Source organism: Nocardia sp. NPDC004573, from assembly GCF_053602135.1.
This window is the reverse complement of sequence record NZ_JBSGDA010000032.1, coordinates 1-23989: the sequence shown is the minus strand read 5'-3', so window position 1 is coordinate 23989 and position 23989 is coordinate 1. Positions and strand designations below refer to the sequence as shown.

Here is a 23989-nt window from a genome sequence, read left to right as displayed (position 1 = left end):
GGCGTGCGGGCTCAGCCATGGGCGGGCTGGAGGAAGACGAAGACGTCGGTGTGCGCGATGGCGTGGCGCGCGTTGCCCGAGGCCGCCGGGTCGGCGGGCGCGGTGATCTGGTGCCCGGAGATGGGGGCGGCGATGATGTGCTGGAGGTAGAGCAGATCGGCGGCCTGCGCGGCGGCCACGACCGAACCGGCCGGGTCGAACAGGATCCCGGAGTTGCTGTGTCGGCAGCGGGAGAAAACGACCAGCAAACCGCCCATCGCGAGGACTTCGGTCGCGAGCGCGGTGATGTGCTCCGCGGCGGCGATCAGGTCAAGATGATCGGCGAGCAGACTCGCGACGACCAGATCCACCGGCTCACCGCACCAGGTTCGGTCGGTGGGGGCGTCGAGTCCGCGGCGGCCCAGATCACCGATCGTGGACAGTGCGGCGGCGGTGTCGGGCTCGATGATCCGCAACGCCCCTCGGGTCACGGGGGCGGGCCAACCGAGCAGCATCACCCGCGCACCAGGCGCGGAGAATCCGGTGATCGTGTGAACCAGCGCCCGGTCGGGCCAGCGGTCGGTGGGATCGAGCGGTTCGGGTCCGAGCGCCCACAAGGTCGAGGGGACCGCCACGGCGGCGGTGGAGCGTGGACGGCGGGAACTGGCGGACATTGCGGCCTCCTGAGCGAGAGAGCGGTGTGTACTCGCTTACTTCCGCCAAAAAGCCGAAATCGGGACACGGCTACCCGATATTTTTTTGTGAAAATTTCCTGAGGTCGAAAATTGGGCCTTGAGAAGGCGGTCCGTTCCCTGAGGGTTCGGAATTTTTCTGAAGAATTTTTGTGCCGGGTTGCCGACGGAGGAAGGTGCAGTATCCGCACCCTATCTGAAACATATTCAGTTCATATCCCGACACTATCCGAAGCTTCACAAGTGCAGGTAGTCATACATATCCGAGCGGATATCCGGCGGCCCGGCGGCGGCGTCGCATGCGGTAGCGAAATATTCGCCAACCCGCCCAGGATATGACTTGGATATGTTTCTGATAGGTTTTGGGGGTGGTTTGGGTAGGGTTTGGGTGCGTTTCGGATATGGGCGCGAGGTCTCCTTGCGGGGTCGGAAGTTCTCGACCGAACAAGGAGATCTGTAGTGACGAATTCACACGTCGCGACATATGCAGGACCGGGCGGAAAGCCGGACTCGCCGCTGGCAGTGGTGTGGGCGGGCTTCGACCGGATGGCCGCCGAAACCCTGCCTGCCCACCCGCGCCCGGTGCCGACCTCGCAGCCCGACCCCGCCACCCCGGTGCGGACCTGGGGGCAGTTGCGCGAGCGACTGTGGCACCCGGCCACCCCGATGGCAGAGATCGACGCGATCTGGGTGTGGCTGCTGCAACGAGTCCGCGCCAAGGAGCAGGGCGCGATGCTGGTGTGCGCCGGGCTGGCCGCGCCGATGCTGTCGCGGACCGCCAGCGAGTACGTGACCGCGAGCAGCACCGCCCGCCACGACGTCGAGTCCGAAATCCTGACCGCGTTCCTGGTCCACTTGCCGCGCGTCAGCGTGGACGAGCCGGGAGTCTGGCATCGGCTGCGTTGGGGTGCCTACCGCGCCGTCCTCAAGGCGGCAACCCGTCAGCGAACCAACGTGGCGGTGGTGGGAGACCTCGACCAGGACCTGGCCCCGCTGGGGGAGCGTGTGCGGGCGATCGGAGCCGGGCCGGGGCATCCCGAGACGGTGCTGGCCCAAGCCGTGGCCGCTGGAGTGATCTCCGCCGACGCCGCCGAACTCATCGCCGCGTCGCGGTGGGAGGGCCGGTCGCTGACCGCGTTGGCCGCTGAACGTGGTGTGTCTCTGTGGAAGTTGCGCAAGCAGCGGCCCCGCGCCGAACGCGCCCTGCTCGCATGGCTGAACGACCGTGCTCGCGACGTTGATCCCGAGCGCACCAGCCCGGTCGAGGCGGCGGCGGTCACCGCCCTCGCACCACCGGATCGGTCACCGCGGCGAGGTCGCCGGCCGAACCGGAACTCGCCAGCCCCGGCGCAGTCGAGCACCGAGCACGGGCAGGCGGCATGAACACCAACCAGGGACATCTCAACCACGCGACGCCACGGTCGGCTCGGCATTGGCTGCGGGTGCTTGCGGTCGCGGCCACGACCGTGGTCCTGCTGGTACCGATCGCCGGATCTGCTTCAGCGGCGCCACCGCACGCCGATGTGCTGGCTATCGTGTCGTCATTGGGGGAGGTGATCGACAACGCCCGCAACTGGTTGGTGGGCATCCTGGCTGGGCTGGCGACATTGTTCTTGACCATTGCCGGAGCCCGCTATCTGCTCGGCGGCGGTGACCCCAGCGAGATCGAGAAGGCCAAAACCGCCTTCCGCGCCGCGTGCCTGGGATACGCGCTGGCGATGCTGGCACCGGTCGTTGTCGCCGTGCTCGAGTCCATCATCGGAGCCTGACCGTGATCACCTCGGCCCAGGCACCCCCGGCACCCGCCCGGTTCTCACCTGTCGCGCGCATCGCTGCCGCGAGCGCAGCGGCGGTGCTCGCCGCGGTCCTGATCGCGCTCACCAGTTCCGCCGGTGCCGCCGCCCAACCCGCCACCCCGACACCGGCCCCGCCGGTGACCACCGCACCGGCCACACCGGCCCCGACAACCACTCCACCGACCACGACAACCCCGCGTCGGTGGGTGACACCGCCCTCGACCACCGCCCCGGCACCGGCCCCGCCGACAACGACTGCGCCCGGCACGACAACGGCACCAACTCCCGGATCCGGTTCGGGATCGGGGTCGGCGGAGTGCGGGGTCACCAACATCAACGGTTGTGTGGAGAACGCGGTCGACGGGTTCTTCCGGCGCATCGTGGAGACCTCGCTCAACCCGCTACTGGAACTGCTCTCGCAAACCCTGCTCACCACACCCGAACCCGGGCAGATACCCGAGATCGGCACTCTGTGGAATCAGTCCTGGCAGATCGTGGTCGCGCTCTACCTCCTGGTCGTGATGGCCGCCGGGGCGTTGTTGATGATGCGCGAGAGCGTCCAAACCCAATGGTCGATCCGCGAACTCGCACCCCGCCTGGTGATCGGCTTCGGGGCCGGGGGATTGAGCATGATGATCGCCACCGCCGGAATCGGTTTCGCCAACGCCCTCGCCGGTGCACTGGCCGGAGATGGCGTCGACTCCGGCTCGGCCGCCGACGCGCTGACCGAGCTGGCGGTCACCAGCAACCAGAGCCGAGGCGTGTTCGTGCTGCTGCAACTCGCGCTGTCGGTGATGCTGCTGGTGCTGCTCATCTCCTACGTCATGCGGGTCACCATCACGATCCTGCTGATCGTGGGCGCGCCTCTGGCGTTGATGTGTCACGGGCTGCCGGGCCTCGACGGCATCGCCCGCTGGTGGTGGCGCTCTTTCGCCGCCTGCTTGGCGATCCAGGTTGTGCAATCACTGACTCTGGTAACCGTCCTGCGGGTGCTGCTCACCCCCGGTGGGTGGCATCTGTTCGGCCCGGACGCCAACGAGATCGCCGATCTCACTGTCGCTTTGGCGTTGATGTTCGTGTTGATCAAGACGCCGATGTGGTTGTTGTCGGTGCTCGAGCTCGGGCAAGGCCGCAGCTTTCTCGGGTCGATCGTGCGCGGGTTCATCGCTTACAAGACCCTCGGCATGCTCAAAGGGGCCACATCGAGCAGCGCTCGCACCGCTGCCTCGGCGGCACGGCGAACGCCGCGTCCCGCCCGCGCTCCGCGAGCACCTCGCACCGCCGCCAGCGATGGGCCGCGCGATCCGTACGCGCGGGTGCGCTCGACACGGGACGGGCAGCTCGTGCTGCCCCTGGAAGGAGTCCGCCGGGTCGCCCGGCAACCCAGCCCGGCACCGGCCGAGGCGACCGGCACTCCACCGCCACGTCCCACCCGGTCTGCGAGGGGACGCCAACTCGCGTTCGACTTCACTCCGCCGGACCCGTACCGGGGCATCCGCGCCGGGGCCGGGGGACAGTACCCGCTCCCGATACCGGTGCGCCGGATCCGAACATCACCACCGGCTCCCGAACCACCGCCGCAGCGTCCCGGTCGCCGCGCAACACCGCAACAACTCTCCTTCGACTTCACCGAGCCCACCCCGGCCGACCCGTACGCGCGTCTTCGCCCGACGCGCAGCGGTCAGTACCCGCTGCCGTTCCCCGTCACCCGGGTCAAACCCGCCCCACCGCCACCGAACCCACCACAACCACCCGCACCGGCGCGTCCGGCAGGGCGGCAGCTGCATCTGCCCATGCCCGACCTGCCCGTACGCCGCCGCGCGCCCCGCGCCCCGAAAGGAGGCACCCTCCAGTGAGCACCATCCTGCGCATCCCCGCCGACGTCGACCGCTCCGACCGGCTGCTGGGGCCCTTCACCGCCCGCCAGCTCGCCGTCCTCGCCACCACCGCCGTCCTGCTGTACACGATCTGGGCGGCGACCCGATCTCTGCTGCCTCTGTCGGTGTTCGCCGTCGCCGCTGCCTTGGTGTTCGTCGTCGTCGCGGTCGCGGTGCTCACCCGCCGCGACGGCTTGTCGGCCGATCTGCTGCTCGTGGCCGCCATCCGTCACCGCCTCCGCCCACGCCAACTCGTCCGGACTCGCGTTCAGGTGGCCCCGAAGTGGATCTCCCGCCGTGCCACCACGACCCGGTCCCGCATGCCCGCCCCGGCAGCGTTGACCACGCAGGCGGCTCGACTGCCGGAATCGGTCACCGCCAGCGGCAGTGGTGGTGTCGGGGTGATCGACCTCGGCGCCGACGGGCTCGCCGCCATCGCTGTCGCAGGCACCCTCAACCTGAGCTTGCGCACCCCGACCGAACAGGACAGCCTCGTCGGCCAACTCGCGGGCTGGCTACACACTCTGCGCCAACCCGTGCAAATCCTCATCCGCTCGGCCCGCCTGGACCTGACCGAGCACATCACCGGCCTGCACACCGCCGCCGCCCAGATGTCGCCCGACCTCGCTGGGGCAGCCCTCGACCACGCCGATCACCTCACCGAACTGGCTGCCCGCGAGGACCCGGTGCACCGGCAGGTACTGCTGATCTGGCGCGAACAGACCCAGCCCCTGACCGCGACCGGACTGCGGGCTCGGTTGTCCGGCCGCAGACGCGCGGGGCGGGTTCTGTCGGATGGTGCGCGGCGGGCGGCCGAGTCCCGGTTGCTGCGCCGGATGACCGAGGCCGCCGATGTCCTTTCCCCTCTCGGGATCTCGGTGACTGCCCTCGACAACGACGCCGCCACCGCTGTGCTGGCCAGCTGCACCAACCCAGAGAGCGTGGTGTCCGCCGCCGCCCACATCGCCGCCACAGACACGGTCATTACTACCGACCCCGACAGCCGATCACCGGATCCGTTCGCCGAGGGCCTCGACCGGTTCGCGCCGGAGTCCCTCACCATCGGCACCCGCCATCTCGAGATCGGCTCCGACTGGAGTGCGACCCTTGGGGTTACCGGCTATCCGCGCGAGGTCATGGCCGGCTGGCTCGCGCCCTTGCTGACTCACCCGGGCAGAGTCGAGGTCGCCGTGCACGTCGAGCCGATCGACCCGGCCACTGCCGCCACCCGGCTGCGCCGCCAGCAGGCCCGCCTCGAATCCTCCCGGATGCACGATCTCGGCCGGGGCCGCCTGACCGACCCACAGATCGACGTCGCCGTCGAGGATGCCGCCGACCTGTCGGCGCGCGTCGCGCGCGCTGAAGCCCGGTTGTTCCGGGTCGGGGTGTATCTGACCGTGCACGCCGAGACGGAGACCGGACTGACCGAAGAGGTCGCCGCTGTCCGCGCTCTGGCGGCGAGCCTGCTCGTGGACACCTGCACCCTGTCCTACCGGGCAGCGCAAGCCTGGGTGACCACGTTGCCTCTCGGGCTCGACCTGATCCGGGTCCAGCGGACCTTCGACACCACCGCCCTCGCCGCGGCATTCCCCTTCGACTCCCCCCAACTCCCTGCCGCCGACCCCGCCCAGGCCGCCCGGCCCCAGGGCGTCCTCTACGGCCGCGACGCCGCAGCAGGGTTGTTGTTCGTGGACCGGTTCGGGCCCGAGGCCCACAACCACAACCTCGTCGTTCTCGGGCGCAGCGGTGCGGGCAAGTCCTACCTGGTCAAAACCGAGATCCTACGTGCCCTCTATCGCGGGATCGAGCAGGTCGTCATCGACCCCGAAGACGAATACCGCCGCCTCGCCGAGGCTGTGGGCGGTACCCACATCCGCCTCGGCGCACCCGGCGTCCGGCTCAACCCGTTCGACCTGGAAGTCCACATGCGGCCCGTCGGCCGCCGCAGTGCCCCGGCCGATGCGCTCACCCGACGGAAGCTGTTCCTGCATACCCTGATCCAGGTGCTGCTGGGGAACCAGACCGCCGCGCAACGGGCGGCCCTGGACGCCGCGCTGGCCGCCACCTACACCGACGCCGGGATCACCGACGACCCCGCCACCTGGACCCGGCCGGCGCCCACGCTGAGCGGACTGCGTGATCAGCTCGGTCGGCTCGGCACAGCCGCTGGGACCGAGCTGGCTGCCGGGCTGCACCCCTACACCGGCGAGGGAGCCTATGCCGGGCTGATCGACGGGCACACCACCACCGCACCCGAGGGTGGGATGATCGTGTTCTCGCTGCGGGAGCTGCCCGACGAGCTGAAAACCATCGGCACCCTGCTCGTGCTGGATGTCACCTGGAGGCGGGTATCGAACCCTGGCCAGCGGCGGCCTCGCATGATCACCGTCGACGAGGCATGGCTACTGCTGCGCGAGCCTGCCGGAGCCGCGTTCCTCTTCCGAGCGGCGAAGAGCTTCCGCAAACACTGGGCCGGACTCACCGTTGCCACCCAGGACTGCGCGGATGTGCTCTCGACCGATCTGGGGCGCGCGATCATCTCCAACGCCGCGACCCAGATCCTGCTGCGCCAGGCACCTCAGGCCATCGACGAGGTCGCCACCGCCTTCCACCTCTCCGACGGCGAGCAACAGTTCCTCCTCTCCGCCGCACGCGGTTCGGGACTGCTCGCGGTCGGCGGGGACCGTGCGGTATTCGGGTCGCTGGCGTCGGCCACTGAGAACGCGCTCATCACCACCGATCCCGGCGAACTGGCAGCGGCCATGGATTCGCAGGCCACCGAAGTCGGCATCGACTCCGACGAGACGGCCCACGAAGCAGTCGACCGGTGGGCGGCGTGAGCCCGCCGCCGATGCCCGCTCCATCGCCAGGGGCGGAATCGTTGCCGGGGGACGGTGGCCGGTCAACGACCCCGCCGTGCCGGTCCGCGCGTGGTACCCGCCAGAACGGCGCTGGCCGCCGCATGCCGTGGTTCGGCACCCCGGGTGGGGATGCGGGCGGTCATGGCGGCAGAAACAGTGCAAGAGAAGACATTTGACGCCCTGCCCGCTACGGAGCGTTCATGGACCCCGCTGCAGGGGGATCAGGGCGGTCCCATGCAGTGCCACAACCCACCAAACAGCCACCACCGCGCCGTTCCGAGCGTGTGGTGCCGGAGAAGGAGAACGATTCATGGACGAGGAATCCTCGGATGCGGCCGTGGTGATCCCGCTGAATAGGCGCGCTCGCCGCTCGCGCACCGGCGACGAGATACCGGTGCACGTCGATGCCCGCGTGGGTGGACTGACGGCCTTGTTCCAGATCCGCTACGTCAGCGGGGCCGAAGCCACACGCGTCGCCGACCGGCAAGCCCGCGCGATCTCGGCGCTGCTGCGCTGGCTCGACAGCCACGACCCGGCTCCCGCCGAGCTGGTCGATCTCGACGCCATCACCGCCGACGGCGAGCAGGAGGCGGCATGAGCCTGCCCGCATTCGCCGGACCCGACAGCCCTGGTCTGCTCGGGATGGGTGGTGGGTCCCCGGTCCCGGTCGCGGTGTTCCTGCGCACTTCGACCCGCGATTTGCAGGACCCGACCCTGTCGCTGCCACGCCAGCTCGACAACTGCCGCAAAGTCCTCCCGCCCGGGTTCGTGATCGTCGCGTTCTTCTACGACGTGGAATCCTCCCGCAAGGACCTCGAACAGCGCGGTCGCGGCAACGCGCACGAGGCGTTCGACATCCCGATTCCCCGCGACGGGGGATTGGCCGACCTACTGGCCGAAGCACGCCACCCCAATCGCAGGTTCGAGGCAGTGGTGGTCGAGGAGATCGAACGCGCCGCGCGGTGGACCCATCAGTCCACTCAGCTCGAACACGAATTGGAAACCGTTGGCGTGCCGCTGTACGCCGCAGATGAGGGGCCGATCTCGCTGTCGGAAAAACGCGCCACCCAGATCCTGGTGCGACGCATGAAACAAGGTGTGGCCGAATGGTTCCTGCGCCACACTCTCGAACAGTCCTGGGAAGGCTACCGCGAACACGCCAAACAAGGCTGGAACATCGGCAAACCCCTATACGGCTACCTCAACGAGCGGGTCCCGCACCCGGTCGCGGCCAAACGAGAAGAGGGACGCACCAAATCCCGACTCGTCGTGGACCCCGAACGCGCACCGGCGGTCGTGCGGATCTTCCAACTGCGACACGACGAACACCTCGCCTACGAAGTGATCGCGGCGCGGTTGAACGTCGACCTCGACCGCTACCCGCCCCCGCAACCGAACCGGCCCGAGCGAGCCCGGGGATGCTGGACGCGATCGTCGGTGCGCGAGATCCTCATCAACCCCAAATACACCGGCTACATGGTGTGGAACCGGCGAGCCACCAAGAAAGGCGGCAAGCTCAACCCACCCGAGAAATGGGTCTGGTCACCCGAGCCCACCCACGAACCACTCGTCACCCGCGAAATGTGGGAAGCGGTACAGGCAAAGCGCACCATCCGGCAAGGATCGCGGATGGGCGGCAAGAACTCCCATCCCGCCACCATCCGCACCTACGTGCTGCGCTACTACGTGCACCACCAGCAATGCCACAAACGGATGTTCGGCAAAACCCGTAAGGGCTACGGCTACTACACCTGCCAGCCGCAACTCGACCGCGTCGGCAACCCCGAGGCGTACGCCGATCACCCCCCGACGGTGTACGTGCGCGAAGACGCGCTACTGGAATGCGTACAAACCTTCTTCAACGAGCGCGTGTTCGGCCCCGACCGCGCCACGCTGCTACGCCACCAACTACGCGACCACGACTCCAGCGACCGCGACGACATCGAACAGCAGATCTCCGCGATCGAGAAGACGGTCGCCGAGATCACCCGCCGTCAGAACAACCTCCTCGACGAGCGCGAATCCCGCAGCTTCTCCAGCGGTGACGAGGTAGCTGATGTCTGGGCCGGACGACTGCGTCACCGGTTCGCCGAACTCGAACAGGAACGCCGAACCAAGAACACCGCCCTGGAGGCACTGCGCGAACAGGCTGCCCGACGACCACCGAACGAGCCCGACCTAATCGAAGACCTACCCCGACTCGGGCTGCAACTCACCAACGCCCCCGACGCCCTGCAACGCGACCTGTACGAGGCGTTCGGTCTCAAGATCGTCTACGACCACAACACCAAACGTGCCACCATCCACGCCACACTGACCACGGACACACTCCCCGCCGCCGTACAAGCCACCGCCGCGCTGACCGCAATTGCACCCCCGGAACCCGCCGTCGAGCCGCCGCCAGCATCAAACCAAACCAGCACACGGTCCGTCGCAGGTAGGGCAACAACTGAAAAAGTTGCCCATGTTGATGGTGCCCTCGGCAGGATTCGAACCTGCGACACCCGCTTTAGGAGAGCGGTGCTCTATCCCCTGAGCTACGAAGGCTTGCTGGGTGGGTTGGGCCCGCCCGGGACGTTCGCAGTCTACCGGGTCACCGGCTCGGAGTCCGCATCGCTGTCCTAGGGGTGTACCGGAGGGTCAGAAGCCTCCGTCGAAGCCGCCTCCGTCGAAGCCGCCGGAGTAGTCGCCTCCGTCATAGCCACCGCTGCCGTAGTCGCCGGAGTAGTCACCACCCTGGCCGTAACCGCCGTCGTCCGCGGCCAGTCCGTCTTGGAAACCTTCGCCGTAACCGCTTTCGAAGCCTTGTGCGCCGTAGGCGACCCCGGACATGCCGGAGAACAGGGAACTGAACAGCAGGGCCGAGCCGACGCCCCAGGCGCCGGCGATCAGTGCGGGCTTCCACCAGGGTTCCGAGTACCACCCGGCGGGTACCGGCCGTCCGGCCACTCGGCCACCGGGATAGTAGTTCGGCGTCGAGGACGACGGATCGGGTGCGGCCGTGATCTGCCTGCCCTCGTACTCGACCACGCGCTTCTCGGTGACCTGCCCGGCGGTGTCCTGGCCGTCGAGGGCGGCGATCGCGGGGCCGGGGTCCATGTTCATCGCGGTCCGTGCGGCCCTGATGTAGTAGAGACCTTCCAGCGCGGTCTGCTTCGCCAACCGTGCCTGCGTGGGCGTGCGGGCCTGGTCGAGTTGCGCACCGGCCGCGATATGCCGTTCCGAGGCGTCGGCGAGCGCTTGGGCGGCGGCGTCGTTCCCGCCGGAGAGGCTGTAGACCTGGCCGCCCAGTCGTTCGTTCACTTGCCGGGCGTCGGCGAGAGCGTCGGCCAGTTCGGTGGCTCCGCGCTGTTTGCTCTGCTTTGCCTGCCATGCCACCAAGACGATCAGCGCCACCAGCACCAGAACGATCAGCAGCCAGAACATGGGGACCTCTTCCGCAGAACCTCGGATCAGCCCAGTTTACTGTCGGCTAGCTGAGGTGCGGCTGAGTGCGCGGGTCAGCGTGCGGTCGCTGCGGCTTGCGCCTCGTCGTAGTCGGCCGGATCGAAGGTCCTGGTTTTGCGGCGGTACAGGACGGTGGCGCCGGGCCAGTTGTTGGTGATCCGGCCGGAGGCGTTGCGGTACCAGCTGGAGCAGAAGTTCCACGGGGTGTCCTTCAGCCGCTGCTGCAGCCAGTCGTCCCAGCGCTGCTCGGTGGCGGCGCGGGCGGCGAGATAGCGGCCGGGGCGGTCGGAGAGATACCGCACCACCTGGCGGATGTAGCGGGCCTGGGATTCGAGCATGTAGATGATGGAGCCGGCGCCGACGTTGGTATTCGGGCCGTACATCAGGAACAGATTCGGGAACTGCGGCACGGACAAGCCGAGGTAGGCGCGCGCGCCTTCATCGGCCCAGACGTCGGCCAGCTTGCGCCCGCCGAGTCCGTAGATGTTCATCGGCGCCAGGAACTCGGTCCCTTTGAAACCGGTGCCGTAGACGATGACGTCCACTTCGTGCTCGACGCCGTCGGCGGTCCGGATTCCGGTCGGCGTGATCGCCTCGATGGCGGTGGTCTCCACGGTGACGTTCGGCTGCGCCAGCGCGGGGAAGTATTCGTTGGAGAACAGTCCCCGCTTGCATCCGGCCGCGTAGTCGGGTGTCAGCTTCGCGCGCAGCTCGGCGTCGGGGACCTGCTTTTCCCGGTGCCGGTCGGCCAGCGCGATCACGGGCGTCTTGATGGCCGGGATGTCGGTGAGCCCGAGGGCGAGCAGTTCGAAGACGGCCCAGATGGCGAAGCGCTCGAGCAGGCGGCTGGGCGGGAAGTACTTGAACAGCGCGTGGTGCAGGGCGCTGTACTCGACGTCGGCTTTCGGCAGCACCCACGCCGCCGAGCGCTGGAACAGCGTGAGGTGGGCGGCGTCCGGCTGGATGCGCGGGATGTATTGGATCGCGCTGGCCCCGGTGCCGATGCAGGCGATCCGCTTACCGGTCAGGTCGACGTCGTGGTCCCAGTCGGCGGAGTGGAAAGCGGGACCGGTGAAGGTGTCGATACCGGGGATGTTCGGCAGCGCGGGGCGCGAAAGCTGGCCGACCGCCGAGATGAGAACGTCGGCGGCCAGTTGCGCTCCGTCTGCCGTGCGAACGGTCCATCGGCCGGTGCGCTCGTCGAACTCCGCGTCGGTCACCTCGGTGCCGAAGCGGATGAAGCGCCGCAGGCCGTGCTTGTCGGCGACGCCCCGCATGTACGCGTGGATGTCCCGCTGTTCGGAGAAACGCCGTGGCCAATCGGACTTCGGCTCGTAGGACCAGGAGTACAGCGGGGAGGGCACGTCGCAGGCCGCGCCGGGGTAGGTGTTCTCCCGCCAGACGCCGCCGAGGTCGGTGGCGCGCTCCAGGATCGTGAAGGTGTCCACCCCGGCGCGCCGCAGTTCCAGCGCCATGCCGAGCCCGGCGAATCCGGCTCCGATGATGATGATGGACGGCGTCGTCATGCTTCGAGGGTACGAGCCGGTATCCGCAGGTCCGAAGACATCCGCGGTCAATCAATCGGTATTTCCGGCCACCCGGGGGGGTCAGCTCCCGGCCAGTTGGCGCGCGATGACCAGACGCTGAATCTGATTGGTGCCTTCGAAGATCTGCATCACCTTGGCTTCGCGCATGTAGCGCTCGACGGGAAAGTCCTGGGTGTAGCCGTAGCCGCCGAAGACCTGGACCGCGTCGGTGGTGACCTTCATGGCGGCGTCGGTGGCCACGAGTTTTGCCACGCTGGCCTGGCGCGAGTACGGCAGCCCCGCGTCGCGGCGGCGGGCGGCGTCGAGGTATGTGGCGCGGGCGGAGTCGACGGCGGCGGCCATGTCGGCGAGTACGAAGCCGAGTCCCTGGTGGTCGATGATGTGGCGGCCGAACGCCTCGCGCTCCTTGGCATACGCGACGGCCTCGTCGAGGGCGCGCTGGGCCAGGCCGGTGGCGACGGCGGCGATGCCGAGGCGACCGGAGTCCAACGCGCTGAAGGCGATCGAGAGGCCTTGGCCCTCGGCGCCCACGCGCCGTTCCTCGGGCAGGAACGCGTCGTCGTAGGCCGCGGTGGTGGTGGGCACGGCACGTAAACCCATCTTCTCCTCGGGTTTACCGAAACTGAGTCCCTCGGTGCCTGCGGGGACCAAGAAACACGAGATCCCGCGCGAGCCTTCGCCGGTGCGGGCGAACAGGGTGTAGAAGTCGGCGCGGCCACCGTTGGTGATCCAGGCCTTGGCGCCGGTGATCCGGTAGCCGCCCTCGACCGGAGTGGCGCGGCAGCGCAGCGCGGCCGCGTCGGAACCGGCGTGCGGCTCGGAGAGGCTGTAGGCGCCGATGGTCTCGCCGGAGAGCATTCCCGCCAGCCAGCGCTGCTTCTGCTCCTCGGTGCCGAAGGTGAACAGCGGATGGCAACTCAGGCTGTGCACGCTGACGGCGACGGCGACGGCGGCCCAGCGAGCGGCGAGTTCCTCGAGGACCTGCAGATACACCTCGTATGGCTGCGCGCCGCCGCCGAATTCCTCCGGGTACGGCAGGCTCAGCAGTCCGGCCGCGCCCAGCGCGGGGAAGACGCCATCGGGAAAGATCCCGGTCTTCTCGCACTCGGCCACGCGCGGTTCGAGCACCTTGTCGGCGATATCGCGGGTCAGTTCCAGCAGATCCCTTGCCTCGGGGGTGGGCAGCATTCGGTCCACTGGCATGTCGTCTACTCCACGGTCGCTCGATGGGTTTCCCGGAATTCACAGTAGCCCGGGCGTGTGGGGAGTCCTCCGGGGTCGTCCACAGCGGCGGACGCAGTCACCGAGCACCGGCGGGCCGAGCGCAGTCGGACAGCACGATCACCGCAGACGCGATCAGTTCGGTGCCCTGGCCCGACCGGAACGGGACGAGTTGCCGGACGCTCGCGCCGCAGTGCTGCACGTGCAGTTGTGTGTACAGGTGCGCGTGAACCTGTCCCGTGCTGCCGACGCATTCGCGCTGGTCATCGCGGTTCTGTCGGAGGTGGATCAGAATTAGGTGTGCGCCTGCGCGATTGGTTTGTCTCATTCGGGTGATAACGGTTCCCTCGCCTGGCGCACCGACGCCACACTCGGCTAAGACAAAACTGTTCGGATTCGGGGTCGACCGGCGTGTCGGCGGCGACGCAGGGGGTGCCGCCGCCACGTCGGCCCGGAGCGCTGTGCCGATCGCCATCGGCTGCTCTATTATCTGCGTATGAATGCAGATAACCAGGAAGTGCGGCCGCCGCTCGCGGACGATCAGGTCGGGCTGGTTGTCGAGGTGTTCCGCATGCTCGCCGACCCGACCCGCGTGCAAGTGCTGTGGGCGTTGGTCGATCGCGAACTGTCGGTGAACGACCTGGCCGGACAGGTCCGCAAGCCCGCGTCCTCGGTGTCGCAGCATCTCGCCAAACTGCGCATGGCGCGGTTGGTGAACACCCGGCGGTCCGGGACGACGATCTTCTATCGCCTGGAGAACGAGCACGTCCGGCAACTGGTGATGGACGCGGTGTACAACGCCGAGCACGCCGGGCCGGGCGTCCCCGCCCACCATCGCGCCGCCGCCGTGCGGGACTTTCCCAGCCGAGACGAAGCGAGTGCGTCATGACCCACCGGCATCATCAGCATCCGCACCACCACCATGCCGGGCCGCATCATCGGCATCGGTCGGGCGCGGCCGGTGTGCTGCGCGAGATCTTCGTCCCGCACAGTCACGACGCCGCCGACAGCATGGACGACGCACTGGAGGCCAGTGCGGTCGGCATCCGGGCGGTGAAGATCAGTTTGGTCGTCCTCGGGTGCACCGCGGCGCTGCAACTGGTGATCGTCGCCGCGTCCGGTTCGGTGGCGCTGGCCGCCGACACCGTGCACAACTTCTCCGACGCGCTGACCGCGGTGCCGCTGTGGATAGCGTTCGCCCTCGGCCGCAAGGCCGCGACCCGGCGCTACACCTACGGATTCGGCCGGGCGGAAGACCTGGCCGGACTCTTCGTCGTCGCGATGATCGCCTTGTCGGCGTTGATCGCCGGCTATCAGGCGGTGCGCAGGCTGCTGGATCCCGTGCCGCTCGAGCACGTGGGCTGGGTCGCCGCGGCCGGGCTGGTCGGGTTCCTCGGCAACGAGACGGTCGCGCTGTACCGGATCCGGGTGGGGCGGCGGATCGGCTCGGCGGCGCTGGTCGCGGACGGTCTACACGCGCGCACCGACGGCTTCACCTCGCTGGCGGTCCTGCTCGGCGCGGCCGGAGTGGCGCTGGGCTTCCCGCTGGCCGACCCGATCGTCGGCCTGCTCATCACGATCGCGATTCTCGCGGTGCTGCGCACGGCGGCGCGGGACGTGCTGCGCCGGTTGATGGATGCCGTCGAGCCCGGCTTGGTCGCCGCGGCGGAGCGGGCGCTGGCCGCCGAGCCGGGCGTGCAGGGCGTGCGCAGCCTGCGGATGCGGTGGATCGGCCATCGGCTGCACGCCGACGTCGAACTGGATGTCGCGCCGACGATCACGCTCGCGGACGCGCATCGGGTCGCGCACGAGGCCCAGCACGCCCTCACCCACGTGGTGCCCAAGCTGGATACGGCTGTGGTGCATGCCTATCCGGCGCATACCGAGTTCGCGGTGCCGGGGGCGGCAGGGGCATAGGGATCGGCTATCGAGGTCGCCATACCGGGATGGTCGGTGGGCAGGGCATCCGTTGTCGAGTTCGCGCCGAGCTGACCAGCGGTAACTGAGGGCGCACGCCATCGGATGGCTGCGTTCGGGATTGCCCGCAGGCGTTGCCCGGGGCGGCCTACTGTTGGGTAGCATCGCCCGTGTGATGTGGCTCATGGTCGGTGCGTGCTGAACAATGCCGCCGCGTGTACCGACCATTGCTCAGTTTCCCTGCCGAGTCTCACCTTGCCGCATCGCGGAAGATCCCGACGTCGTCGCGTCGGCGGAGGCGCCGACCCGAGGCCGCCTTGCCGAGCGCACGCGCCCCACCGACGTGGTCGGCACCTCCGTCCAATCAACCCGTGACTACGAGGTCTTTCGCGGCGAACTCGACCGCCCGCGGGTGATCCGGCCGGACGCGGCTGCGGGGCCGCGGGCCCGGATCGAGCCCGGTTCGAACCTCGGCCGGAAGCACGGTCCGGTGCTCCTGCGCTGGGCGGCAGGCCCGTCCGTACCCGAAACCCGCCGTGCCACCGGACGTCTCGGCCGCGCGGCGTGGGCCGATTCCGGACATGCGCTGTCGTTTGCCGTGCTCACCAGCGGCGATCCGATTCGGAATCCCGAGACGACCCTTCTGGCGGGCTCGCTCGACGGATCACATCGCCAGACCCCGCGGGTGGCCGCAACCGACTTGGCTTTCTGACGGGAAGTCACCGAAGAAAAAGGAGTTCCGATGTTGAGCACTATGCAGGACGAGCCGTTGTCGCTGGCCACGTTGCTGCGCTACGCATCGACGTTCGCCGGCGATTCGACCGTGTCCACCTGGACCGGTACCGGCGTGCGCACCATGACCTACCGCGAGGTCGGCGCCGAATCGGCGCGGTTGGCGAATGCCCTGCGCGGGCTCGGCATCGGGGCAGGTGACCGGGTCGGCACATTCATGTGGAACAACAACGAGCACTTGGTCGCTTACATCGCGGTGCCCGCGATGGGCGCGGTGCTGCACGCGTTGAACATCCGGCTGTTCCCCGACCAGGTCGTGTACGTGGCCAATCACGCCGAGGACCAGGTGGTGCTGGTGGACGGCACGCTGGTGCCGCTGTTCGGCCAGATCCTGCCGCACCTGACGACCGTCCGCCACGTCGTCGTGGTCAACGGTGACGCGGCGACCCTCACCGCGCCCGAGGGCGTGCAGGTGCACTCCTACACCGAATTGCTCGGCGCGCAGCCGGACACCTACGACTTTCCGGTGATCGATGAGCGCGCCGCCGCGGCGATGTGCTACACCTCCGGCACCACGGGCGACCCGAAGGGCGTGGTGTACTCGCACCGCTCGAACTGGCTGCACGCCATGCAGGTGGCCGCGAACAACGGGATGGGCCTGTTCGAGAACGACACCATCCTGGCCATCGTCCCGCTGTTCCACGCGAACGCCTGGGGCCTGCCGTACGCGGCGCTGATGTCCGGGTCGAATCTGCTCATGCCGGACCGGTTCCTGCAGCCGGGGCCGCTGCTGGAGATGATGGCCGCGCGGAAGCCGTCCTTCGCCGCCGCCGTGCCGACCATCTGGGGCGGGGTGCTGGCGGCGCTGGCCGCGAATCCGCAGGACATCACCCATCTGCGCGCGGTGGTGGTGGGCGGTTCGGCGGTTCCTCCGTCGATGATGCGTACCTTCGAGGACTCCCATGGTGTGCGGGTGCTGCACGCCTGGGGCATGACCGAGACCTCGCCGCTGGGCAGCGTCGCGCATCCGCCCGCCACCGCGGTGACCGAGGAAGAGAAGTGGGCCTACCGGGTGACCCAGGGCCGTTTCCCGGCGGGGGTGCAGGCGCGTCTGGTCGGTGACGACGGCGTGGTGCCCAACGACGGTGTGGCGCTGGGTGAGGTGCAGGTGCGCGGTCCGTGGATCACCGGCTCCTACTACTCGCCCGACGGCACGGTGGTCGACCCGGAGAAGTTCGACGACGGCTGGCTGCGCACCGGCGACGTCGGCAAGATCAGCCCCGACGGCTACCTCACTCTGGTCGACCGCTCCAAGGACGTGATCAAGTCCGGCGGCGAGTGGATCTCGTCGGTGGATCTGGAGAACGCCGTGGTCGGGCACCCCGCGGTCGCCGAGGCCGCCGTGATCGGCGTGCCGGACGACAAGTGGGACGAGCGCCCGCTCGTGGCGGTGGTGCTTGCCGAGGGCGCCGAGGTGAAACCCGAGGAGCTGCGCGACTTCCTGGCCGACAAGTTCGCCAAATGGCAGCTGCCGGAACGCTGGACGTTCATCGCCGAGGTCCCCAAGACCAGCGTGGGCAAGTTCGACAAGAAGCGACTGCGCAGCCAGTACGCCGACGGCGACCTGGAAGTCACCACGCTCGGCTGACCCCCGCCGCCCCGCGTCACCACTTCAGCATCGGCAGTGGTGACGTGGGGTGGCTTCGCAGCCGCCCCGCGGCCAGCGTCACCAGCCTGCGGTGGAAGCCCTGATTCGGATAGCGTTTCTTCAGCTCACGATAGGTCCGGCGGGAGATGCCGAAACGGCCGAGCAGGCCCAGTTCGACGTCGATCGCGTCGGCGCGCCGGAAGATCTCGACCGGATCGTGCGGCGGGGCCGCCGGGCGGATCTTGTGATGCTGGTCGATCATCGTCACCACCAGCCCGGTGAGATCCTCGCGTTCGATGCTCGCCAACCAGGCGCGCGCCTGGTCGCACGAGGGGGCGAGGTAATCGAAGCTGCCCGCCGACCAGATGCCGATGTCGTGCAGGGCGGCCGCGGTCAGGAATTCCTCGCGGGTGCTCGGCGGGGGTTGCCGGTCGGCGGCCAAGAGGTCGCACAGCGCCAGGACGCGCAGGACGTGATTGGTGTAGGCGGCGCGATCCGCCCCGAGCTGTTGCTGCCACGGCGCGAGCCGGGTCTCGACCTCTTCGCGAAGATCGTTGCTGCTCATGGCGGTTCACCCTACGCGTAGGCGACGGCCGCGGACGGCGGCGACGCGCGGGTGCGCGGCCCTGGACACACGAACACCCGGCGCGGGTGAAACGGTTTGCCGCGCCGGGTGTTCGGCTGGTGGATCAGCAGTTGCGCAGTTGCGGGCTCTGGTTGAGCAGCTGCGCCCGGGTGCCGATGAACGTCGTGTAGGTCTCCCCGCCCACCGCGGAGAGCGGGAACGCGGCGACCCGGTGGCAGTTCTGGAAGGCGAGCTTCACGCCGAAGTGCCGCTCCAGTCCACCGCGGATCGCGTCGGAGGCCATGGCGCGCAACAGTTGCCCGCGCGCCGTCTCGTCGGGCGGCGCGATCGTGTTGTCGGCGAATTCCGCCGTGCCGGAACGCAGCTCACCGGCCACCCGGCTGACCACTTCCCAGGCGTAGGGCAGGGAAGTGCGCACGACCTCGACGAAGTCGGCGTCGTCGACCTCGCCGCGCTCGGCGCGTTCGAGTAGTGCGGTGGGGACATCAAGGGACATGGCGCTCTCCTCCAATGCTGGACGTCGATGCGATGTCCGAGTCTAATCGAAAGTCGTTGTCAATAATGCTGGATTCGACGCGAAAGTGCTTTTTCCAGTGCGGCTTTCGTGTCGGCGGCCCGCGTCGCAACCAATTCGCCCGCAGGTAGCTCCGGTGCCAGCGCATGGGTCTGACCCGCCCAGAGGTTCACGTCTTCGGAGTTGCCGGCCGCTCGTGCGGCGGCCCGCAGCGGGGCGGTGGCGTAGTGGATCTCCGGGTAGCCGACCGGCGCGGTGGCGGTGTGTCGCAGCAGGAATCGGTTGCGCAACCCGCGCGCCCTGCGTCCGGTGAACGCGCGCGTGAGCATTGTCGGGGTGTCGGCGGCCAAGGCGGTGCGGTGCACCTGGTTGGTGCCCGCTTCGGGGCAGCGCAGGAACACCGTGCCCAGTTGCGCGGCCGCGGCGCCCGCCGCGAGCGCGGCGGCGATGCCGGCGCCCGTCGCGAGGCCTCCGGTGGCCACCAGCGGCCGGTCGGTCGCGGCGGTGAGCAGTTGCAGCAGCGCCAGCAGGCCGAGTGGGTCGGCTGCGTCGTCGGCCGCGCGATCCACGAACGTCGCACGGTGCCCGCCTGCCTCCGCTCCCTGGGCGATGAGCACGTCGGCGCCCGCCTCGACCGCGACGCGCGCCTCGTCGACCGAGGTGACGGTGACCCAGACCTCGGACCCGGCGGCGCGCAGCCGCTCGATGTCCTCCGCGCCGGGGCAGCCGAAAGTGAAGGAAACGGCCGCGACCGGATCGGCGACGAGCAGATCCAGCTTGGCGTCCCAGTCGTCGGTGTCGAAGCGCGGATCCCCGAGTTGGTGGTCAGCGCCGAGTTCGGCCAGATAGTCGGCCAGATCGGCCAGGGGAGTCGGGGGGCCCGGTACGAAAAGGTTCACGCCGAACCGCTTGCCGGTGAGCGCGCGGGTCGCCGCGATCCGGGCTGCGGTGTCGGCGGCGCTCAGATAGCCGGCGGCCAGTTGGCCGAAACCACCCGCCTCCGCCACCGCGGCAGTGAGCTCGGGAGTGGAGGGACCGCCCGCCATCGGGGCGAGCACGATCGGAACGTCCAAGCGGTCGAGGATCACGGTCCGATTGTCGCGCATCTGGACGTGTGACCCGGACCTCACCAGCGTTTTTCTGCCGGAAGGTTGCGGAATGGTCACGACGCGGTAGAGTTCCCGTCACGACGGATGCCAAACCGTTATTCGCCTGGCTACACCGGATCGTTATAGAACCGGCTCGGCACAGGCTCCGGCATCCCTGACCCAGTGGTACGACCGAGGATTCAGTTTTGTCGCAGCACCGTGTAGGCCCCAGTTCCATTACCGTCCAGAGCCTCCTCGGCGACGGCGGCGAAACGGGCCGTCCGACGCGGCACCGCGCCGACCCGTCCGCCACCGAGCGTGTGAAGGCCGCCGCCACCGCCGCGGTCGCCGCGGGCGCGCTGATCGGCGCTGCCAGCCAGGTCGCTCCCGCGCTGGCCTACGCCGCGCCGCTGCTGCCCGGCTCGCACGACGCCGACGAAGAGCAGCAGGCCGCGCCCACCACTGTGAAGGGTACGAGCATCCTGCCGGTTGCGGAGGCGAAGGCTGCCGCGCCGGTCGCGCAGCCCGCGCCGGAACCCACCGCGGTCGCGGCCGAGATCGCGGCCCCGGTCGCCACTCCGTTCGGCATTCCCAATCTTCCCCCGGAGATCGCCGGACCCTTGGCCCAGGCCGAGGAGGCCCTCAAGGGCGTGCAGCAGCAGGTCGCTCCGGCGCCCGCGGTGCGCCCGGTGGCAGGCGCGATCAGCTCCGGCTACGGCAGCCGCTGGGGCGCCATGCACTACGGCCTCGACTTCGCCGACGCGCTGGGCGCGCCGATCCACTCGGTCAGCAACGGCACCGTGATCGAGGCGGGGCCCGCCTCCGGTTTCGGCCTGTGGGTGCGCGTGCTGCAGGACGACGGCACCACCGCGGTCTACGGCCACGTGAACGAGATGTTCGTGCACGCGGGTCAGCGAGTGAACGCAGGCGACGTGATCGCCACCGTGGGTAACCGGGGTCAGTCCACCGGTCCGCACCTGCACCTGGAGATCTGGGACCAGTCCGGCTCCAAGATCGACCCGCTGCCGTACCTGGCCGCCAAGGGCGTGCCCATGGAGTGGGGCCCGTCGGCGCACTGACTTCCCCTGTCCGGCTTGACATTCCGAGCAGTGCATGGTTGCACGCAGCGAAGCTTCCCGCGTCCCGGTGACGCGGGAAGCGGTTCGCGTCCGGGTCTTGGAGAACCGCCCAATGGGCACCGGTCGGTCGCTAGGCTCGGGCCGTGATCGAGCTGGGCGACATCTTCGAGCCTGGGTCGCCGCACGGCCGCGCTTACGCCGTGCTGGTGCACCATCCTCGGTCGAGTCTCGCCGATATCGCGCATTACCTGGGCGTTTCGGAAGACCTGGCCGCGGATTCGTTGGATGTCTTGTGTGAAGTGCGCGCGGCGGTCCGCATCGAGTCGCCCGACGGCGAAACGCTGTGGGACGCGCACGCGCCGGAATCGTTGTCCGAAGCCGAGGCACGGCGCAGGCAACAGGAGATCAATCAGATGCACGCCGCCGCAGCCCGGCTGAGCGAGACGTTCCGTTCGGTGCGTCGCTCGCCCCGCGGCAACGGCGCGGTCGTGCCGGTGTACGAGCGCCTGGAGATGCTGGCGGATTTCGAGGAGATGCAGACCGGTGCGCGCCGCTGCGTCAAGCTCGTCGAGCGCGGCCCCTATCTCAGCGATTCGGAACGCGAACGCCAGCTGTTCGAGCTCAAACGCGCCAGGCTCGGCGACGGCATCCGCTATCAGACGCTGTACCAGGACACCGTCTACCAGGACCCGGAGCGGCTGCGGCATGCCCTGTCCACCAACGCCAGTGGTGCGCAGGCCAGAACCCTGCCGGATCCGCCGTTCAAACTGATCATCAGCGACGACGAGCGAGCCAGCCTGGTGCTGCACGCCGACGAACGCAGGCCCGACCCGATGGGCCTGCGCATCACCGGTTCGCCCACGCTCGAGCTGCTGATCAAGACCTTCGACGTACTGTGGACGATGGCCGCGCCCATCTCGGTGAATCCGTCCGCGGAGGCGCTGGACGAACGCGATCGCGCGATCCTGACCCTGATGGGGCTGGGCGCCACCGACGACACGATCGCGCGCAGGCTCGGCATGTCCCGGCGCACGGTGGTCCGCCGCACCGCACGGCTGCTGGAGCGGCTCGGGGCGAGCACCAGGTTCCAGGCGGGGGTGCAAGCCACCCGGCGCGGCTGGTTGTGAGCAAACTCACCGATCCAGGGAGTCCTGCAACATGATGGGCTCGGCGCCGATATAACGGCAGGCGGCAAGCAAGACACCGATTCCATGGGGGAGTGGGCGGCGTCCGACGAGAGGACAGCACCACCGAAGGGGGACGCGGACCGCACCGACGGCAGCCGCGGCAATCCGATACAGCGCGCGGGTTGGGCAGTCAAGCCCCTATATGATTGCTCGGTCCGCGCTGGCCCCGGATAACGAACCCTGAGCAGGGTTCCCCCGGGTCCTGGCTCGATGCGAGAGGTGAATGCACTCGAATGGAAACCGCCCGTCGCTCTGCTCGCGGTAGCCGTCGCCGCAGGTCGGGCAGTCCGCTCTTCGCGCAGCTGCTCACCGCCGCGGTCGAGTCCGCTGCCACCGAGGTCGCGATCCGGTTCAACCCCACGGGAGATCCGGCCGACGATCGGGAACTCACCTACGCCGAGCTGGACGCGGCGTCCTCGCGGCTGGCCAGGGAGCTGATCGAGCGCGGCGTCGGGCCCGGCGACGTGGTCGCCATCGGGATCTCGCGCAGCGTGGAGTCGGTGCTCGCCGTCTGGGCCATCGCCAAGACCGGCGCGGCCTACGTGCCGGTGGATCCCACCTACCCGACCGACCGGATCAACCACATCGTCGCCGACTCCGGCGCCACGGTGGGCCTGACCACCTCGGCGCACCGCCCGGTGCTCGGCACCGGGGTGTACTGGATCGAGCTGGACGACCCGGTGCAGGCCGCGCGCATCGCCGCGCGCCCGGAGCACCCCATCTCCTACACCGACCGGGTCCGCCCGCTGGACGAGCGGCACCCGGCCTACGTCATCTATACCTCCGGCTCCACCGGCAAGCCCAAGGGCGTCGTGGTGACCCATAGCGGTCTGGCCGGGCTGGTCGCCGCCGAGCGCGAGCACTACGGCGTGACCGAGGAGTCGCGGGTGCTGCACGTCTGCTCGCCGAACTTCGACGTCTCCGTGCTCGAACTGCTGCTGGCTTTCTCCTCCGGCGCGACGCTGGTCATCGCGCCGCCGTCGGTGTTCGGCGGATTCGAGCTGGCCGATCTGCTGCGTCGCGAGCACGTCACACACATGCTCATCACGCCGGGCGCCTTGGAGTCGGTCGACCCGGCGGGGCTCGACGACCTGCAGGCCGTGGTGGTGGCCGGGGACAAGTTCGGTCCCGAACTGGTCGGCCGCTGGGCGGCCGAGCGCGAGTTCTACAACGGCTACGGGCCCACCGAGGCGACGATCCTGGCCACCAGCACGCCGCCGATGGCGCCGGGCGAGCCCATCACGATCGGTACGGCCATCCCGGGAGTCGGCGCGTTCGTGCTTGACTCGCGGCTGCGGCCGGTGCCGGCCGGGGTGGTCGGTGAGCTGTATCTGTCCGGTCCCGCGCTGGCGCAGGGCTACCTCAACCGCCCGGGCCTGACCGCGGAGCGATTCGTCGCCAGCCCGTTCGGCGCCGACACCGGCAATCCCGGGGCGCGGCTCTATCGCACCGGTGACCTGGTACGGCGCACCGAGTCCGCGAGCCAGGACGGCGGCGTCATCGAATACCTGGGCCGTTCGGACTTCCAGGTGAAGATCCGCGGCTTCCGTATCGAACTGGGGGAGATCGACAACGCGCTCACCAGCCACCCGGACATCGACTTCGCGGCCACCCTGGGCAAACCGCTGCCCTCGGGCGCGACCGCGCTGGTGTCCTATGTGCTGCCGAAGGACGACACGCTAGGCGTGGACACCGCCGCGCTGGTGGAGTTCCTCGGTGAGTCGTTGCCCGCGTACATGATTCCCGCGTCGATCATGGTGCTGGATGAGATTCCGTTGACGCCGGTGGGGAAGTTGGATCGGGCGGCGTTGCCGGAGC

The 23989-nt window shown here is 69.0% G+C and carries 20 protein-coding genes, 1 tRNA gene and 1 pseudogene; 12 read left to right on the top strand and 10 right to left on the bottom strand.

From position 1 onward, the window contains the following. Positions 1 to 11 precede the first annotated feature (11 nt). Positions 12 to 653 carry a hypothetical protein gene (locus tag ACWEKR_RS32065; protein ID WP_452357668.1) on the bottom strand — a complete coding sequence of 214 codons (642 nt, stop codon included), beginning with the start codon at positions 651 to 653 and terminating at the stop codon, positions 12 to 14. Between the two features lie 477 nt (positions 654 to 1130). On the opposite strand from ACWEKR_RS32065, the gene ACWEKR_RS32060 reads away from it, so the two are divergent. Further along, on the top strand, positions 1131 to 2054 hold the full coding sequence (locus ACWEKR_RS32060) for a hypothetical protein (RefSeq protein ID WP_452357667.1): 924 nt from the start codon (positions 1131 to 1133) through the stop codon (positions 2052 to 2054). Then, positions 2051 to 2440: a pilin gene (locus tag ACWEKR_RS32055; protein ID WP_379253896.1), complete on the top strand. Its 390-nt coding sequence runs from the start codon at positions 2051 to 2053 to the stop codon at positions 2438 to 2440. Before ACWEKR_RS32060 ends, ACWEKR_RS32055 begins: the two co-directional genes overlap by 4 nt. Here ACWEKR_RS32055 and ACWEKR_RS32050 read toward each other — a convergent pair. Then, a complete protein-coding gene (locus tag ACWEKR_RS32050) occupies positions 2427 to 2801 on the bottom strand; it encodes a hypothetical protein (protein WP_379253895.1) in 375 nt (124 codons plus the stop codon). The two genes, ACWEKR_RS32055 and ACWEKR_RS32050, sit on opposite strands and share 14 nt — an antisense overlap. A gap of 10 nt (positions 2802 to 2811) precedes the next feature. Between ACWEKR_RS32050 and ACWEKR_RS32045 the strand changes: the two genes are divergently transcribed. From ACWEKR_RS32045 to ACWEKR_RS32030, 4 genes and pseudogenes are all read left to right on the top strand, one after another. Beyond that, positions 2812 to 4323 carry a conjugal transfer protein TrbL family protein gene (locus tag ACWEKR_RS32045; RefSeq protein WP_452357666.1) on the top strand — a complete coding sequence of 504 codons (1512 nt, stop codon included), beginning with the start codon at positions 2812 to 2814 and terminating at the stop codon, positions 4321 to 4323. Beyond that, positions 4320 to 7184 (top strand): TraG/VirB4 family ATPase, encoded by a 2865-nt coding sequence (locus tag ACWEKR_RS32040; RefSeq protein ID WP_452357665.1) that lies wholly within the window; start codon positions 4320 to 4322, stop codon positions 7182 to 7184. Before ACWEKR_RS32045 ends, ACWEKR_RS32040 begins: the two co-directional genes overlap by 4 nt. A 331-nt stretch (positions 7185 to 7515) precedes the next feature. Further along, positions 7516 to 7803 carry a hypothetical protein gene (locus ACWEKR_RS32035; protein ID WP_452357664.1) on the top strand — a complete coding sequence of 96 codons (288 nt, stop codon included), beginning with the start codon at positions 7516 to 7518 and terminating at the stop codon, positions 7801 to 7803. Next, a pseudogene (locus ACWEKR_RS32030) lies at positions 7800 to 8804 on the top strand (recombinase family protein); the annotation flags it as partial. The gene ACWEKR_RS32035 and the pseudogene ACWEKR_RS32030, both read left to right, overlap by 4 nt. Positions 8805 to 9113: 309 nt before the next feature. Here ACWEKR_RS32030 and ACWEKR_RS32025 read toward each other — a convergent pair. From ACWEKR_RS32025 to ACWEKR_RS32005, 5 genes are all read right to left on the bottom strand, one after another. Then, positions 9114 to 9287: a hypothetical protein gene (locus tag ACWEKR_RS32025; RefSeq protein WP_452357663.1), complete on the bottom strand. Its 174-nt coding sequence runs from the start codon at positions 9285 to 9287 to the stop codon at positions 9114 to 9116. A gap of 389 nt (positions 9288 to 9676) precedes the next feature. Further along, positions 9677 to 9752: transfer RNA gene (locus ACWEKR_RS32020), tRNA-Arg, on the bottom strand. 93 nt (positions 9753 to 9845) lie between these two features. Then, positions 9846 to 10631 carry a DUF1542 domain-containing protein gene (locus ACWEKR_RS32015; protein ID WP_452357662.1) on the bottom strand — a complete coding sequence of 262 codons (786 nt, stop codon included), beginning with the start codon at positions 10629 to 10631 and terminating at the stop codon, positions 9846 to 9848. A 74-nt stretch (positions 10632 to 10705) separates the two neighbouring features. Beyond that, positions 10706 to 12178 (bottom strand): flavin-containing monooxygenase, encoded by a 1473-nt coding sequence (locus tag ACWEKR_RS32010; protein WP_452357661.1) that lies wholly within the window; start codon positions 12176 to 12178, stop codon positions 10706 to 10708. An 81-nt stretch (positions 12179 to 12259) separates the two neighbouring features. Beyond that, a complete protein-coding gene (locus tag ACWEKR_RS32005) occupies positions 12260 to 13402 on the bottom strand; it encodes an acyl-CoA dehydrogenase family protein (RefSeq protein WP_452357660.1) in 1143 nt (380 codons plus the stop codon). Positions 13403 to 13916: 514 nt separating this feature from the next. Here ACWEKR_RS32005 and ACWEKR_RS32000 point away from each other — a divergent pair. The 3 genes from ACWEKR_RS32000 to ACWEKR_RS31990 all read left to right on the top strand — a co-directional run bounded on the left by ACWEKR_RS32000 (position 13917) and on the right by ACWEKR_RS31990 (position 17717). Further along, positions 13917 to 14309, top strand: a complete 393-nt coding sequence (locus ACWEKR_RS32000; RefSeq protein ID WP_452357659.1) for an ArsR/SmtB family transcription factor — start codon at positions 13917 to 13919, stop codon at positions 14307 to 14309. Further along, a complete protein-coding gene (locus ACWEKR_RS31995; RefSeq protein ID WP_452357658.1) occupies positions 14306 to 15337 on the top strand; it encodes a cation diffusion facilitator family transporter in 1032 nt (343 codons plus the stop codon). Before ACWEKR_RS32000 ends, ACWEKR_RS31995 begins: the two co-directional genes overlap by 4 nt. A gap of 742 nt (positions 15338 to 16079) precedes the next feature. Beyond that, positions 16080 to 17717, top strand: a complete 1638-nt coding sequence (locus tag ACWEKR_RS31990; protein WP_452357657.1) for a long-chain fatty acid--CoA ligase — start codon at positions 16080 to 16082, stop codon at positions 17715 to 17717. Between the two features lie 16 nt (positions 17718 to 17733). Here the strand turns inward: ACWEKR_RS31990 and ACWEKR_RS31985 are convergent, their stop codons facing one another. The 3 genes from ACWEKR_RS31985 to ACWEKR_RS31975 form a co-directional block, all read right to left on the bottom strand. Beyond that, complete coding sequence (locus ACWEKR_RS31985) at positions 17734 to 18282, bottom strand: HD domain-containing protein (RefSeq protein ID WP_452357656.1); 549 nt, start codon at positions 18280 to 18282, stop codon at positions 17734 to 17736. Between the two features lie 124 nt (positions 18283 to 18406). After that, positions 18407 to 18799, bottom strand: coding sequence for an SCO5389 family protein (locus tag ACWEKR_RS31980; protein WP_452357655.1), 393 nt, complete (start codon positions 18797 to 18799; stop codon positions 18407 to 18409). Between the two features lie 59 nt (positions 18800 to 18858). Beyond that, positions 18859 to 19923 (bottom strand): nitronate monooxygenase, encoded by a 1065-nt coding sequence (locus tag ACWEKR_RS31975; RefSeq protein ID WP_452357654.1) that lies wholly within the window; start codon positions 19921 to 19923, stop codon positions 18859 to 18861. 188 nt (positions 19924 to 20111) lie between these two features. On the opposite strand from ACWEKR_RS31975, the gene ACWEKR_RS31970 reads away from it, so the two are divergent. The 3 genes from ACWEKR_RS31970 to ACWEKR_RS31960 form a co-directional block, all read left to right on the top strand. Next, on the top strand, positions 20112 to 20984 hold the full coding sequence (locus ACWEKR_RS31970; RefSeq protein WP_452357653.1) for a M23 family metallopeptidase: 873 nt from the start codon (positions 20112 to 20114) through the stop codon (positions 20982 to 20984). A gap of 143 nt (positions 20985 to 21127) precedes the next feature. After that, positions 21128 to 22111, top strand: coding sequence for a DNA-binding response regulator (locus ACWEKR_RS31965; RefSeq protein WP_452357652.1), 984 nt, complete (start codon positions 21128 to 21130; stop codon positions 22109 to 22111). A 293-nt stretch (positions 22112 to 22404) separates the two neighbouring features. Further along, on the top strand, positions 22405 to 23989 hold a 1585-nt coding region (locus ACWEKR_RS31960), incomplete at its 3' end, for an amino acid adenylation domain-containing protein (protein ID WP_452357651.1).

Bases quoted from the DNA above. Each gene is read 5' to 3' on its own strand.
- ACWEKR_RS32000 (WP_452357659.1), top strand. From the start codon at position 13,917: ATGAATGCAGATAACCAGGAAGTGCGGCCGCCGCTCGCGGACGATCAG.
- ACWEKR_RS32005 (WP_452357660.1), bottom strand. From the start codon at position 13,402: ATGCCAGTGGACCGAATGCTGCCCACCCCCGAGGCAAGGGATCTGCTG.
- ACWEKR_RS32010 (WP_452357661.1), bottom strand. From the start codon at position 12,178: ATGACGACGCCGTCCATCATCATCATCGGAGCCGGATTCGCCGGGCTC.
- ACWEKR_RS32065 (WP_452357668.1), bottom strand. From the start codon at position 653: ATGTCCGCCAGTTCCCGCCGTCCACGCTCCACCGCCGCCGTGGCGGTC.
- ACWEKR_RS31985 (WP_452357656.1), bottom strand. From the start codon at position 18,282: ATGAGCAGCAACGATCTTCGCGAAGAGGTCGAGACCCGGCTCGCGCCG.
- ACWEKR_RS31980 (WP_452357655.1), bottom strand. From the start codon at position 18,799: ATGTCCCTTGATGTCCCCACCGCACTACTCGAACGCGCCGAGCGCGGC.
- ACWEKR_RS32055 (WP_379253896.1), top strand. From the start codon at position 2,051: ATGAACACCAACCAGGGACATCTCAACCACGCGACGCCACGGTCGGCT.
- ACWEKR_RS31995 (WP_452357658.1), top strand. From the start codon at position 14,306: ATGACCCACCGGCATCATCAGCATCCGCACCACCACCATGCCGGGCCG.
- ACWEKR_RS32050 (WP_379253895.1), bottom strand. From the start codon at position 2,801: ATGTTGGTGACCCCGCACTCCGCCGACCCCGATCCCGAACCGGATCCG.
- ACWEKR_RS31975 (WP_452357654.1), bottom strand. From the start codon at position 19,923: ATGCGCGACAATCGGACCGTGATCCTCGACCGCTTGGACGTTCCGATC.
- ACWEKR_RS32015 (WP_452357662.1), bottom strand. From the start codon at position 10,631: ATGTTCTGGCTGCTGATCGTTCTGGTGCTGGTGGCGCTGATCGTCTTG.
- ACWEKR_RS31990 (WP_452357657.1), top strand. From the start codon at position 16,080: ATGTTGAGCACTATGCAGGACGAGCCGTTGTCGCTGGCCACGTTGCTG.
- ACWEKR_RS32035 (WP_452357664.1), top strand. From the start codon at position 7,516: ATGGACGAGGAATCCTCGGATGCGGCCGTGGTGATCCCGCTGAATAGG.